Annotated in this window: 11 protein-coding genes and 1 tRNA gene; 8 read left to right on the top strand and 4 right to left on the bottom strand. The window is 70.8% G+C overall.

Features of this window, described 5'->3' with window-relative positions:
* Position 1: 1 nt before the first annotated feature.
* Positions 2–86: transfer RNA gene (locus tag ACFE65_RS16190), tRNA-Leu, on the bottom strand.
* A 150-nt stretch (positions 87–236) separates the two neighbouring features.
* On the opposite strand from ACFE65_RS16190, the gene ACFE65_RS16195 reads away from it, so the two are divergent.
* Positions 237–398 carry a hypothetical protein gene (locus ACFE65_RS16195; protein ID WP_375383397.1) on the top strand — a complete coding sequence of 54 codons (162 nt, stop codon included), beginning with the start codon at positions 237–239 and terminating at the stop codon, positions 396–398.
* Between the two features lie 13 nt (positions 399–411).
* Complete coding sequence (locus ACFE65_RS16200; protein WP_375383398.1) at positions 412–630, top strand: hypothetical protein; 219 nt, start codon at positions 412–414, stop codon at positions 628–630.
* 309 nt (positions 631–939) lie between these two features.
* Here the strand turns inward: ACFE65_RS16200 and ACFE65_RS16205 are convergent, their stop codons facing one another.
* Complete coding sequence (locus tag ACFE65_RS16205; protein WP_375383399.1) at positions 940–1,566, bottom strand: hypothetical protein; 627 nt, start codon at positions 1,564–1,566, stop codon at positions 940–942.
* A 389-nt stretch (positions 1,567–1,955) separates the two neighbouring features.
* On the opposite strand from ACFE65_RS16205, the gene ACFE65_RS16210 reads away from it, so the two are divergent.
* From ACFE65_RS16210 to ACFE65_RS16235, 6 genes are all read left to right on the top strand, one after another.
* A complete protein-coding gene (locus ACFE65_RS16210) occupies positions 1,956–4,490 on the top strand; it encodes a DegT/DnrJ/EryC1/StrS family aminotransferase (protein ID WP_375383400.1) in 2,535 nt (844 codons plus the stop codon).
* Entirely contained in the window at positions 4,487–5,548 is a 1,062-nt protein-coding gene (locus ACFE65_RS16215; RefSeq protein WP_375383401.1) for a glycosyltransferase family 2 protein, read from the top strand. Before ACFE65_RS16210 ends, ACFE65_RS16215 begins: the two co-directional genes overlap by 4 nt.
* Before the next feature lie 295 nt (positions 5,549–5,843).
* Positions 5,844–7,085 carry an MFS transporter gene (locus ACFE65_RS16220; protein WP_375383402.1) on the top strand — a complete coding sequence of 414 codons (1,242 nt, stop codon included), beginning with the start codon at positions 5,844–5,846 and terminating at the stop codon, positions 7,083–7,085.
* A gap of 198 nt (positions 7,086–7,283) precedes the next feature.
* Positions 7,284–9,536, top strand: a complete 2,253-nt coding sequence (purL, locus tag ACFE65_RS16225) for a phosphoribosylformylglycinamidine synthase subunit PurL (RefSeq protein WP_375383403.1) — start codon at positions 7,284–7,286, stop codon at positions 9,534–9,536.
* Between the two features lie 27 nt (positions 9,537–9,563).
* Positions 9,564–9,749, top strand: coding sequence for a type II toxin-antitoxin system VapB family antitoxin (locus tag ACFE65_RS16230; RefSeq protein WP_375383404.1), 186 nt, complete (start codon positions 9,564–9,566; stop codon positions 9,747–9,749).
* 243 nt (positions 9,750–9,992) lie between these two features.
* Entirely contained in the window at positions 9,993–11,219 is a 1,227-nt protein-coding gene (locus tag ACFE65_RS16235) for a DUF418 domain-containing protein (protein ID WP_375383405.1), read from the top strand.
* A gap of 142 nt (positions 11,220–11,361) precedes the next feature.
* On the opposite strand, the gene ACFE65_RS16240 is transcribed toward ACFE65_RS16235, so the two are convergent.
* Complete coding sequence (locus ACFE65_RS16240) at positions 11,362–11,775, bottom strand: Hpt domain-containing protein (protein ID WP_375383406.1); 414 nt, start codon at positions 11,773–11,775, stop codon at positions 11,362–11,364.
* 120 nt (positions 11,776–11,895) lie between these two features.
* Positions 11,896–13,263: a ribosome biogenesis GTPase Der gene (der, locus tag ACFE65_RS16245; protein WP_375383407.1), complete on the bottom strand. Its 1,368-nt coding sequence runs from the start codon at positions 13,261–13,263 to the stop codon at positions 11,896–11,898.
* Positions 13,264–13,450: the final 187 nt, after the last annotated feature.

Below are 13,450 nucleotides of genomic sequence, written 5' to 3' on the forward strand. Positions count from 1 at the left end.
CTGGTGCGGGCGAAGGGACTCGAACCCCCACATCTTGCGATGGCAGGACCTAAACCTGCTGCGTCTACCAATTCCGCCACGCCCGCCTGCTCGGACAAAGCCGGTCCGCGGCGCTTATCGCAGCCGGGCGGGCGGGGCAACCCGGCTCGCGACGCGAGGGAGCAACCCGGCTCGCGCAAGCGAGGGAGCAACTAGGCGCGAACCCTGCGCGTTGAGGACGCATAAGGAGAGACCCCATGGCTTCCATCCCCCCGACCGAGCTGCCGATCCCGTCGAACGATCCCACCGGCCCCGGCAGCCCGGGCCCCGAGGTCAGCCCGCCGGCGCCCGATTTCGACCTGCCCGACCCCGGCCTGCCCGCCGGCGACCCCGGCACGTCTCAACCCGCCGAGTTCTGAAGGGCCGATGCCCATGAACGACAGCGACGACGCCGGCCCCGAGAAGGGTCCCGGCCTGCCCGACCGCGACGATCCGCGCAGCGACATCGAGCAGGCGGTGGCGGCACGCGCCGATGCCGTGGCGCGTGGCGAAGGCGGCGAGGAACCCAGCCCCTTCACCGCGCCCGGCGAGGCGGACGGCGTCGGCGGCACGGGTGGCGAGGTGAAGAACGATACGGAGACTCAGCAGTAAGGGGGACACGCCGATTCTAGCAAATCCTCCCCGAGCTCGTCTCGGGGAGGGGGACCGTCCGGCGGAGCCGGATGGTGGAGGGGCCTGCGAGTACCCACTGGTGTCAGGTGCTTCGCCTGAAAGATCATGCGACACATGACGTGGCCCCTCCACCATGCTGCGCATGGTCCCCCTCCCCGAGACGAGCTCGGGGAGGATAAGGTTGGTACATCCCTCACCCTCCCCGTTCGTGCTGAGCCTGTCGAAGCACCTGCCCATCCCCTACGACAGGCTCAGGGTACCTGTTCGGTTGCCGCTCATCTGCAAACATCAGAACACGGGATTATCCAAAGCCTTGAGCTTCAGTCGTGCGCGTTCTTGCGCGACGAGATCGTTCACCTTGATCCTGAAAGCTTCGGGATCGGCGAGGAGCGGCAACAGGGGCGCCGCATGCCCAGTGACCCTGTCATCGGTCAGGCCGTGCAGGAAGGTTCCTGCTTCTTCGAAGTTGCCGATTAGTCCCGAGGCGATGCCTGCTTCGTAACCCCACCAGCTTGGCCCCATCCTGTCTGGGCTACTCCGGGCACGTTCGATGACGAAATCAGCGATCACGCCGAAGGATGGAAATCGTTCATCCATTGCAATGGCGTTTGCGCGAGCCACCTTGGCGATATCGCCTGTCGCGCTTCTAAACTGATCTTCCGTGCCGAACTCTGCATGGCATTTCGATGAGGTGGCGACATTGAAGCTCATGAAACCAGCACCCACCCACAGCCAGTGAGCCGCGCTCATCAGCGATACGCTCTTGGACCATCTGCCTGGCGTGAACTCCACCACGTTGAGCCACGAACCACGATCTGCAAGCCATAGTCGAGATCGACCCTTCTGCCGGAAACCGAGCGAAGCCAACTCGGTTTTCGCGGCGGCGGCGATGATCCTGCTGTGAGTGTCGCTCATGCAGACGTTGCTACCGCAGCCACGTCTGGTTTCCACGATTTTCTTGCGTTACGCCCGGCGAAGCGGACGGCGTCGGCGGCACGGGCGGCGAGGTGAAGAACGACACCGAGACGCAGCAGTAGGGTAGACACGCCGACTCTAACAAATCCTCCCCGAGCTCGTCTCGGGGAGGGGGACCGTCCGGCGGAGCCGGATGGTGGAGGGGCCGTTGTATCGGCAGCGGTCCGCACCCTGCCCCTCCACCACTCGCTTGCGCGAGCGGTCCCCCTCCCCCAGCGAGCTGGGGGAGGATGAAGTTGGACTCATCGTCACCGCACTTCGGTGCGCCGCCGTAACGTATCCTTAGCAGGCCATCAGGCATGCGGGCCGCCTGCTGCAAAGGCTCGCCGATGGTCCGTTATCCCCTCATCGCCCCCAATCCGCCGCGCCTCGCCGATCAGGGCGACGCGTTGCGGCGGATCGATGCGTCGGGGGTCTACAGCAACAACGGCCCCGAGCTGCGCGCGTTCGAGGCGGCGGTGACGCGGGAGCTGTTCGGCGGCGTCGGCGCGAGCCTGGGGGTCGCCAACGCCACCCTGGGCCTGATGATCGCGATCCGCCACGCGATCGGCCCCTGCCCGCGCTCCGACGCGCTGGCGCTGGTGCCCGCGATGACCTTCGCCGCGACCGCGCAGGCGGCGGAATGGGCCGGGCTGACGCCGCTGATCGCCGACGTCGATCCCGAAACCTGGGTGCTCGACGCCCGCGAGGAGGAACGGCTGCTCCAGCGATACGGCGCCCGGATCGCCGTCGTCGTCCCCTATGCCGCGTTCGGCGCGGCGATCGACCTTGACCGCTACGTCCGGCTGTCGCGCCGGTTCGGCGTCCGCGTGGTGGTGGACGCGGCCTCGTCGCTCGGCACGATCGATGCGGACGGGCGCGGGTTCGGCGCCGACTGCCCGTTCGCGGTGGTCCATTCGATGCACGCCACCAAGACCTTCGCGGTCGGCGAAGGCGGCCTGATCCACAGCGGCGACGCGGCGCTGATCGCCGAGTTGCGCACGATGGCCGGCTTCGGCTTCGAGCGCGGGCGCAGCGCGACGCTGCCGGGCATCAACGCCAAGCTCGCCGAGGTGCCCGCCGCGCTCGCGATGGCGAAGCTCGCCGGGATCGACGCGATCTGCGACAACCGCGCCGCGATCGAGGAGACGTATCGCGAGACGCTCGGCGACGGCGGGATCGCTAACGGCCTCGGTGCCGCGGAAGGCTTCACCTTCCAGGCGCCGCTCGGCCGGCGGCGCGCGATGCAGTTCATGCCGCTGCTGCTGCCCGCGGCGCTGGCCGGACGGCGCGACGAGGTGGCGGCGGCACTCGACGCGCGCGGGATCGCCAGCGGCTGTTACTTCAGCCCGCATCTGGGCCAGCAGCCCTGGTTCCGCGACCATACGCTGATCGAGGCCACACCCGTCGCCGACGACCTGTCCGCGCGCATCCTGTCGCTGCCGATCACCGATGCGATGACGCCCGCCGACGCCCGCCACATCGCGACCACGCTGGCCGGCGTCGCCGCGCGGCTCGCCCGGCGGGTGCCCGCCCGCGTCCTGCCGTCGATCGCCCACACGCTGTTGGTGGGCGGCGGCCCCGCGGGCACCGCGATGCTGACCGCGGCGGCGAGGGACAGCCGGCTGGCGGCGCTGGCGCAGGGGCTGGTGATCGCGGAGCGCGATGCGTCGCTGGGCGGCGGACGGCTCGGCGGCTATGCGATCGCGTCGGATTCGACCGCGCAGACCTTCCTGACCGCGGTGGTCGGCAATCCCGAACCGAGCCTCGCCGCGCTCGCCACCCACCCCGCCGCGCGCACCGTGGAGCGTCACGTGCAGGCGCTGGGCGTGCCGCTGGCGGAGGCCGGGCCATTGTTGCGCGTCATCGGCGACCGGCTGGCCGATCTCGTCAGGGCGAGCGGCGGCGCGGTGCTGACGGGGCACGAGGCGCTGGGCACGCAGCTGACCGCCGACGGCCTGTGGCGCACCCGCCTGCGCCGCGCGGACGGGCGCGAGATCGAGCAACTGTCGCACCGCGTGGTGATCGCGACCGGCGGGCACCAGCCGCTCGACCGGCTCGCCGCGCAGACCGTCGCGGGCGAGCCGCTGATGGCGCTGGCCGGCGACCGGCTGCTCCAGTCCGACCAGGTGCTCGCGATCGGCGGGCTGGAGCGGGTCGCGGACCTGCTGTCCGCCAGGCCCGACCCGCGGATCGCGGTGATCGGCGGCTCGACGAGCGCGCTCACCACGATCGCGCTGCTGCTGCGCGGGCGGCCCGCACTGCCGCTGGGCAGCGGGGGCATCACCCTCCTCCACCGCCGACCGCTCAGGCCCTTCTACCCGTCGGCGGAGGCGGCGCTGGCGGACGGGTTCACCGATTGGGGGCCGGACGACGTCTGCCCGGTGTCGGGCTTCGTCTATCGGCTCGGCGGCTTCCGGCTGGAGGCGCGCGAGCTCGTGCTGCGGATGCTGGCGGTCGGCGGCCGGCGCGCCGATCCGCGCGTCCGGCTGCACCGGATCGCGGCCGGCGCCGACGCGGCTGCGGCGACGATCCTGCGCGAGGCGGACCTGGTGATCGCCGCGCTCGGCTATCGCCCGCACGCGCTGCCGGTGGCGGACGGCGCGGGGCGGCCGATCGCGCTCGCGGCCGACGCCGGCGCCGCGATGGTGGACCGGCATTGCCGCGTGCTCGATGCCGGTGGCGCGCCGCTGCCCGGCCTCTATGGCATCGGTCTCGCCGCCGGCTTCGTGCCCTGGGGCACGCTGGGCGGCGAGGCGAGCTTCACGGGCCAGGCCAACGGGCTGTGGCTGTGGCAGAACGACGTCGGCCGGATGATCGTCGACCAGCTGCTCGACGGCGGCGCAGCCGACGCGTCCACGACGCTCGCGCGGGCGGCCGGATGACAGACACGCCTGCGACCCCGACCGTCAGCGTCGTCATGGCCGCGTATAACGGCGCGGCGCTGATCGGGGAGACGCTCGCCAGCCTCGCCGCGCAGACGATGCCGGACTGGGAGGCGGTGGTGGTGGACGATGGCTCCACCGACGGCACGCTCGCGATGCTGCGCGGCTGGCCCGACGCCCGCGTGCGGGTGATCGCGGCGCGGGAGAACGGCGGCCCGGTGCTCGCGCGCAACATGGCGCTGTCGCACGCGCGCGGCCGCTATGTCGCCGGGCTCGACCATGACGATCTGTGCCGCCCCGACCGGTTCGCGCGGCAGGTCGCCTATCTCGACCGGCACCGGGACGTGGCGCTGGTCGGCAGCGCCGCCGCCGCGCTGTCGGACGGGCGCGTCACGCCGCTGCGCCACGCGCCGATTACGACGCCTGCGCTAATCGAATGGCTGCTCCGGATCGAGAACCCGCTCGTCTGGTCGTCGGTGATGATCCGCGGCGAGGCGGCGAGGCGCCTCGATCCGTTCACGCGGCCCGAGCTGGTCTGCGCGGAGGATTTCGATCTCTATCACCGGCTGGCGCGGCTCGGCCGGATCGCGCGGCTCGACGACGAGCTGGTCGTCTATCGCCAGCACGCCGGCGGCATGTCGCAGCGGCTGGTCGACAGGATGCAGGCGAGTGCGACGCGCGTGATGGCGGAGGCCTATGCCCCGGTGCTGGGCGACGAGGCGGAGCCGGCCGCGACGCTGGTCGTGCGCCACGTGATGGGCCAGGTGCCGGTGCCCGACCGCGCGACGCTGGCGCGGCTCGGCGCCATATTGGTGACGCTGCAGCAGGACTTCCTCGACCGCCGCCCGGTCGACGATCGCGACGTGACGCTGATCCGCTGGGAGACCGCACGCCGCTGGGCCCGCATCGGGCGGGCGGCACTGCGCACCCGCGGCATCACGCTCGCCGACGTGGTGGCGGTGCGGCCCGACCATGTCGGCATGGGCTATGCGGGGCCGGAGGAGCTGATCTGGTCGAGGCTGATCGGCGAGGCGCGGCGGTGGCTGCGGCGGGCTTGAAGGACGCCATTTGATCCCTCCACCTAGCGGGCTAGGATCAGGTGGCCCCGACGGGCATTCTATCATCCTCCCCCGCCAGGGGGAGGTGGCCGGCGCAGCCGGACGGAGGGGGAGGCGCCCCAAACGTCAGCCAGTCCTCCCCCTCCACCAGCTTCGCTGGTTCCCCTCCCCCTGGCGGGGGAGGATCAAGCGACGAAACGACGCACTGAGCAATCCTCCCCCTGGCAGGGGCGGATGAGAAAAGTCGAACGATCCGTGTCTAGCCCCCGCCGCCGCCTGCTGGCATGTTCCCCCCATGTCGCTCCTCTCCGATCTCCGCTCGCTCACCCCCCCGCAACGCTCGGCGATCCTGGCGAGCTATCTTGGCTGGACGCTCGACGCGTTCGACTTCTTCCTGCTCGTGTTCCTCAAACCCGCGATCGGCGCCGCGTTCGGGGTGGACGACGCGGCGGTGTCCGAACTGCTGTTCGCCACCCTCGCCGCGCGGCCGTTCGGGGCGTTCGCGTTCGGCTGGGCGGCGGACCGGTTCGGGCGGCGGCCGGTGCTGATGATCGTCATCCTGCTGTTCTCGGCCTTTTCCGTCGTGTCGGGGCTCGCCTGGTCGTTCTGGTCGCTGCTCGTCATCCGGGCGCTGTTCGGCTTCGCGATGGGCGGCGAGTGGGGCGTGGGCGCCAGCCTCGTCATGGAGACGGTGCCGCCGCGGCTGCGCGGGCTGGTGTCCGGGCTGCTCCAGAGCGGCTATCCGTCCGGCTATTTCCTCGCGAGCATCGCCTTCGGGCTGTTCTACGATCATGTCGGCTGGCGCGGCATGTTCTTCATCGGCGTCGTGCCCGCGCTGGTGGTGTTCCTCATCCGCGCCCGCGTGGAGGAGAGCCCCGTCCAGGCGACCATGCTTGCCGCCGCCGCGGGCAAGCCCCGGCTCAACCCGCTGCGCGAGATCGCCGCCAACTGGCGGATCGCGCTGTACCTCGTCGTGATGATGACCGCGTTCAACTTCTTCAGCCACGGCACGCAGGATCAGTATCCGACCTTCCTCAAGATGCAGCACGGCTTCGGCACGCACACCATCAGCCTGTTGACGATCGTGATGAACCTGGGCGCGATCGTCGGCGGGCTGGCGTTCGGCATCTGGTCCGAGCGGATCGGGCGACGGCGCGCGATCGCGATCGCGAGCCTGCTGGCGCTGCCCGTCGTCCCGCTCTGGGCGTTCTCTGCGACGCCGCTGCTGCTGGGGCTCGGCGCGTTCCTGATCCAGGTCGCGGTGCAGGGCGCGTGGGGCGTGGTGCCGGCGCATCTGAACGAACTGTCCCCGCCGCGGCTGCGCGGGCTGTTCCCCGGCGTCGCCTATCAGCTCGGCAACCTGATCGCGTCCCGCAACGCACCGTTCCAGGCGAGCCTCGCCCACGCGCACGGCGGCGACTATGGCTATGCGCTGGCGCTGGTGGCGGGCGTGACGGCGGTGGTGCTGGCGGGCTGGACCTGGTTCGGGCCCGAGCGCCGGGATGTGGATTTCGGGGTGGAGGCGGGGGCGAGCTAGCGTGTCGTGCAACGCTAATCCTCCCCCGCCAGGGGGAGGTGGCCGGCGCAGCCGGACGGAGGGGGAGGACTCCCGAGCGTCTGCCCCTCCGCCCCCTCCACCAGCTTCGCTGGTCCCCCTCCCCCTTGCGGGGGAGGATAAAGAGAGCCGAGCGGCGCAGCCCTAGGCATCCCCGAACGCGGCGGCTAAACGCCACCCATGCCCCAGATCACCCCCCAGATCGTCGCCGACCACGGCCTTTCCCCTGAGGAATACGATCGCGTCCTCCATGCGATGGGCCGCGAGCCCAATCTGCTGGAGCTCGGCATCTTCTCGGTCATGTGGTCCGAGCATTGCAGCTACAAGTCGAGCCGGCTGCACCTCGCCAAGCTCCCCACCACCGGCCCGCAAGTTATCTGCGGCCCGGGCGAGAACGCCGGCGTCGTCGACATCGGCCCAGGTCCGGATGGGAGGGGCCAGGCCGCGATCTTCAAGATGGAGTCGCACAACCACCCCTCGTATATCGAGCCGCACCAGGGCGCGGCGACCGGGGTCGGCGGCATCCTGCGCGACGTGTTCACCATGGGCGCGCGGCCGATCGCCAACATGAACGCGCTGCGCTTCGGCCGGCCCGATCATCCCCGGATGCGGCACCTGATCGCGGGCGTCGTCGGCGGCATCGGCAGCTACGGCAATTGCGTCGGCGTGCCGACCGTGGGCGGCGAGGTGAACTTCCATGCCGCGTACGACGGCAACATCCTGGTCAACGCGATGACGGTCGGCATCGCGGACACCGACCGCATCTTCTATTCGGCCGCCAGCGGCATCGGCAACCCGATCGTCTACGTCGGCAGCAAGACCGGGCGCGACGGCATCCACGGCGCCACCATGGCGTCCGCCGACTTCGACGAGCATAGCGACGAGAAGCGCCCGACGGTGCAGGTCGGCGACCCGTTCACCGAAAAATTGCTGATCGAGGCGTGCCTGGAGCTGATGGCGACCGACGTGATCGTCGCGATCCAGGACATGGGCGCGGCGGGCCTCACCTCCTCGTCGGTCGAGATGGCGAGCAAGGGCGGCGTCGGCATCGAGCTGGTCATGGACGACGTGCCGCAGCGCGAGACGGGGATGACGCCCTATGAGATGATGCTGTCGGAGTCGCAGGAGCGAATGCTGATGGTGCTCAAACCCGGCCGCGAGGGCGAGGCGGAGGCGATCTTCCGCAAATGGGAGCTGGACTTCGCGGTCATCGGCCGCGTCACCGATACGGGCCGCATGGTGCTGACGCATCGCGGCGCGACGGTCGCCGACATTCCGCTCGGCCCGCTGGCGGACGAGGCGCCGAAATACGACCGGCCGTGGGTCGCGACCGTGCTCCCCGCCCCGCTGGCGTCCCTCCCGGTGTGCGACGACGTCGCGGCGGACCTGCTGGCGCTCGTCGGCTGCCCGGACCTCGCCTCGCGCCGCTGGATCTGGGAGCAGTACGACCACATGGTCGGCGCCGACACCGTCCAGCGCCCGGGCGGCGACGCGGCGGTGGTGCGCGTCCACGGCACGCAGAAGGCGCTGGCGATCACCACCGACGTCACGCCGCGCTATTGCTTCGCCGACCCGCGCGAGGGCGGGAAGCAGGCGATCGCGGAAGCCTATCGCAACCTCTGCGCGGTCGGCGCGACGCCGCTCGGCGCGACCGACTGCCTCAATTTCGGCAACCCGCAACGACCCGAGATCATGGGGCAGCTGGTGGGCTGCATCGAGGGCATGGCGGAGGCGTGTACGGCGCTTGAGCTGCCGATCGTGTCGGGCAACGTGTCGCTCTACAACGAGTCCAAGGCTACCGGTGGCGGCTCCTCGATCCTGCCGACGCCCGCGATCGGCGCGGTCGGGCTGCTGGCGGACTGGCGCCGCTCCGCGACGATCGCGTTCAAGGCGACCGGTGACGTCATCATGCTGATCGGCACGCCCAGGGGCCACATGGGCCAATCGCTGTGGCTGCGCGAGCGGCACGGGATCGCGGGGACCGACGCCGGCCCGCCGCCGCCCGTCGACCTCGCCGCCGAGCGCCGCGCCGGCGACTTCGTGCGCGCGCAGATCGCGGCGGGGGCGCTGACCGCGGTCCATGACGTGTCCGACGGCGGGCTGATCGTCGCGGTGGCGGAGATGGCGATGGCGTCGGCGGGATCAGGGGCCGGCAACATCGGCGCGCTGGTCAGTCCGACGATGGCGCCGGCCGAGCTGTTCGCCGAGGACCAGGGCCTCTACGTCGTGACGGTCGAGGACCATCACCTGCTCCCCTTCCTCCAGGCCGCGGACGCCGCCGTCGTCAACGTCGCGCGCATCGGCCGCACGATCGCCGACCGGCTGATCGTCGAGCTGGAGGACAGCGACCACGTCGTCACCGTCGCCGCGCTGCGCTCCGCCCACGAGGCGTTCTTCCCCGCGCTGATGCAGGGCGAGGTGGAACTGGCGTGAGGGCAGCGGCCGGGATATAAAGGCCACATGAAGATCGAGGTCGAGATCGAAGACGCGTTGCTCGCGAAGGCAGAGGCCGCGGTGGATGCGCCAGACCGGTCCGCGCTGGTCAGCCAGGCCTTGCAATCGCTGATCTACCGCCAAGCCGCGCGCGAGCTGATCGCGCTCGGGGGGAGCGACCCGAACGCCACTCTGGCACGGCGCACCGATTGATCCTTCCGGATAGTTCGGTCTGGGTCGCGCACCTTCGCAGCCCCGAACAGTGTCCAGGCGACTTGCTCGCAAACGACGAGCTTAGCCGTCTGTCCCCGACAAACTTCTGAGTTAATCTGATCACCACCAAGCTGTCGCCCTCACCCTTCCCACTCGCTTCGCGAGCGGGCCCCTTCCCTCTCCCGTTGGGAGAGGGAGGGAGCGGCGCAGCCGCGGAAGGGTGAGGGCGACGCTTCCCTGACCGTGCAACCCGACACCCCCCGCATCGCCACGATCGACCTCGTCCGCGGGGTCGCGGTGATGGGGATCCTGCTGATGAACGTCCAGTCGTTCGCGATGCCCGAGGCCGCCTACCTCAACCCCGCCGCCTATGGCGGGGCGCACGGGTGGAACCTCGCGGTGTGGGCCACCGAGCTGGTACTGGTCGACGGCAAGATGCGCGGGCTGTTCTCGTGGCTGTTCGGCGCGTCGCTGCTGCTCGTCACCGATCGGGCGGGGACGCGCGCCGCGCAGGTGCATTACCGGCGGATGGGCTGGCTGCTCGTCTTCGGCCTCGCGCATCTGGTGCTGGTTTGGGACGGCGACATCCTCGTCCACTATGCAGCTGTCGGCGCAGTGGCGTTCGCGTTCCGGCGTCGGCCAGCCCACGCGCTGGTCGCCGCCGCGATCGCGCTGATCGTCCTGCAGCTCGTGCTGTCGCTCGACACGCCGCTCGCCGCCGACCAGATCGCCGCCGAGATCGCGGGCGGCCATCCGAGCTCCGAAGCGCTGCACGACTGGCCGCTGGTGCGCGACCAGTTCGGCGTGCCCGCACCGGCGACGATCGCCCACCAGATCGCGCTCCACCGCGGGAGCTACGCAGGACTGGTCGCCGATCGCGTCGCGGAGGCGCCGCGGCTGGTCCTGGGCACCTTGTGGTCGGTCGGGCTGGAGACGCTGGCCTATATGCTGCTCGGCATGGCGGCGCTGAAGGGCGGGATGCTGACCGGCGGCTGGTCGCGCCGCGGCTATGCGCGCACGGTCGCGATCGGCTTCGGCATCGGCGTGCCGCTCGGCGCGGCGCTCGCGTGGTGGGTGATCGCGCAGCGGTTCGACCCGCGCGCGGTGGCGTGGGAGGCGGAGACGCTGTCCGCGCCGCTCCGCCCGCCGATGATCGCCGGCTGGATCGCGCTGATCGTCCTGCTGCTGCGCCCGGCGGGCGCGATCGGCTCGCGCGTCGCGGCGGCGGGGCGGATGGCGTTCTCCAACTACCTCGGCACCAGCCTGATCTGCGCCGGCGCGTTCGACGGGCTGGGCCTGTTCGGGCGGTTCACGCGGGTCGAGCTGCTGGCGGTCGTCGCCGCCGTGTGGCTCGCGATGCTGCTGTGGTCGCAGCCATGGCTCGCCCGGTTCCGCTACGGCCCGATGGAATGGGCCTGGCGCAGCCTCGCGCGCTGGCGGCTGGAGCCGATGCGGGGTGGAGCGGGGTAGATGTTCGAGACTCATCCTCCCCCGCCAGGGGGAGGGGGACCAGCGAAGCTGGTGGAGGGGGAGGCACCCCAAACCTCAGCCCTTCCTCCCCCTCCGTCAGCCTTTGGCTGCCACCTCCCCCTAGCGGGGGAGGATAGATGGGTCAGACCGCCTTCCGCCCGAAGCCTCCCACCACCCGGCGCTCCACCAGCGGGTTGGCCTCGCGCTCCAGCAGCGCCAGCGTTTCCTGGAACAGCGGGCGCAGCTTCACGACATGCTCCACCGCCAGCTCGGGCGTGTCCTGCCGCTCGACGCAGTCGCGCGCGAACATCTCGATCGTCTCGGCGAGGTCGGCGAGCGGCTCGGCGCCGAACTGGCGCGCCTCGCCCTTCAGCGTGTGCGCCGGGATCACCATCGCCACCGCGTTGCCCGCACGCACCGCTGCCTCGATCGCGGCGACCGACTTGACGCCATCCTCGCGGAAATAGCCCAGGATCCGCCCGAACCCCGCGCCCAGCTCGGATCGCGCACGGCCAAAGACCGTCCAGTCGACCAACGTGCTTCCTTCGAACGCCACTCTTGTTCTCCCGGTTGCGGCGCCAATGCCCGTGACAGGCCTGATCCCGCCTTACCGCCGCGTTCGTAAACAGGGCGTTGCAAATCAGGCCATAATGGGGAGGACGCCGTCCGGCGGCCGTCAGCGGCCCTGGTCGAACGGGTTCTTGGGCGATCGCAGCGTCAGGCGCACCGGCACCGCGCCGAATCCCAGGTCGCGCCGGATGCCGTTGATCAGGTATCGCTGATAGCTGGTCGGCAGCTCGTCGACGCGGTTGCCGAACACCACGAAGCCCGGCGGCCGCGTCTTGGCCTGGGTGACGTACCGCAGCTTGATCCGCTTGCCGCCTGGGGCGGGCGGCGGATTGGCCTCGATCGCGCGCTCGAACCAGCGGTTGAGTTCGCCGGTGCCGACGCGCTTGGACCAGGCGTCGCGCACTTCGAACGCCGCGGCGATCAGCTGGTCGATGCCCTTGCCCGTCGCGCCCGAGACGGTCAGCAGCGGCACCCCCTTCACCTGCGCCAGCCCCTCGTCCAGCGCCTTCTTCACGCCGTTGAACAAGGACGAGGCGTTTTCGGCGACGTCCCATTTGTTGAGTGCGATCACCAGCGCGCGGCCTTCCTCCAGCACGCGGTCGGCGATGCGCAGGTCCTGCGCCTCCAGCCCCAGCGTCGCGTCGAGCAGCAGCACGACGACCTCAGCAAAGTCGACCGCGTGCAGCGCGTCGGCGACCGACAGTTTCTCCAGCTTGTCCTGCACCTTGGCGCGCTTGCGCATGCCGGCGGTGTCGATCAGCCGGACAGGCCGCGTGTCACCGGTGGCGGGATCGCGCCAGTCCCAGTCGATCGCGATCGAATCGCGCGTGATCCCGGCTTCCGGGCCCGTTATCATCCGATCCTCGCCGAGCATGCGGTTGACCAGCGTCGACTTGCCTGCATTGGGGCGGCCGACGATCGCGAGCTTCAGCGTCGGGTCGAGCGGATCGTCGACGTCGGCCTCGCGTCCCTCCAGCCCGTCGAGCAGCGGCAGGAGCGCCTCGAACAGGTCGGCGACGCCCTCACCGTGTTCCGCCGACAGCGCCACGGGATCGCCGAAGCCGAGCGCCAGTGCCTCGAGGATGCCCTGCTCGCCCGCGCGACCCTCCGCCTTGTTGGCGATCAGGATCACCGGCGTGGTCGACGCGCGCAGCCAGCGGGCGATCTCCTCGTCCAGCGGCACGATCCCGGCACGCGAGTCGATCATGAACAGCGCGACGTCCGCCTGGGCGACGGCCGTCTCGGTCTGGTGGCGCATCCGGCCGAGCAGCGAGGCGGCGTCCTGGTCCTCGTAGCCGGCGGTGTCGATCACGCGGAAGTCGAGCCCGACGAGGCTCGCGTCCCCCTCCCGCCGGTCGCGCGTCACGCCCGGCCGATCGTCGACCAGCGCGAGCTTCTTGCCGACCAGGCGGTTGAACAGCGTCGACTTGCCCACATTGGGCCGTCCGACGATCGCGACGAGGGGCAGGGACATGGGCTGCCGGTACAGCAGCCGGGCGCCTCCGTCACCCACCCCGACGTCCGCTTCATCCTCCCTCGCCAGGAGCCTTTCTCATCCTCCCCCGCCAGGGGGAGGTGGCGCCGAAGGCGACGGAGGGGGAGGAACGGCTGACGGTCGGGGTGCCTCCCCCTCCACCAGCTTCGCTGGTCCCCCTCCCCCT

This window comes from uncultured Sphingomonas sp. (genome assembly GCF_964237335.1).
Classification (GTDB): domain Bacteria; phylum Pseudomonadota; class Alphaproteobacteria; order Sphingomonadales; family Sphingomonadaceae; genus Sphingomonas.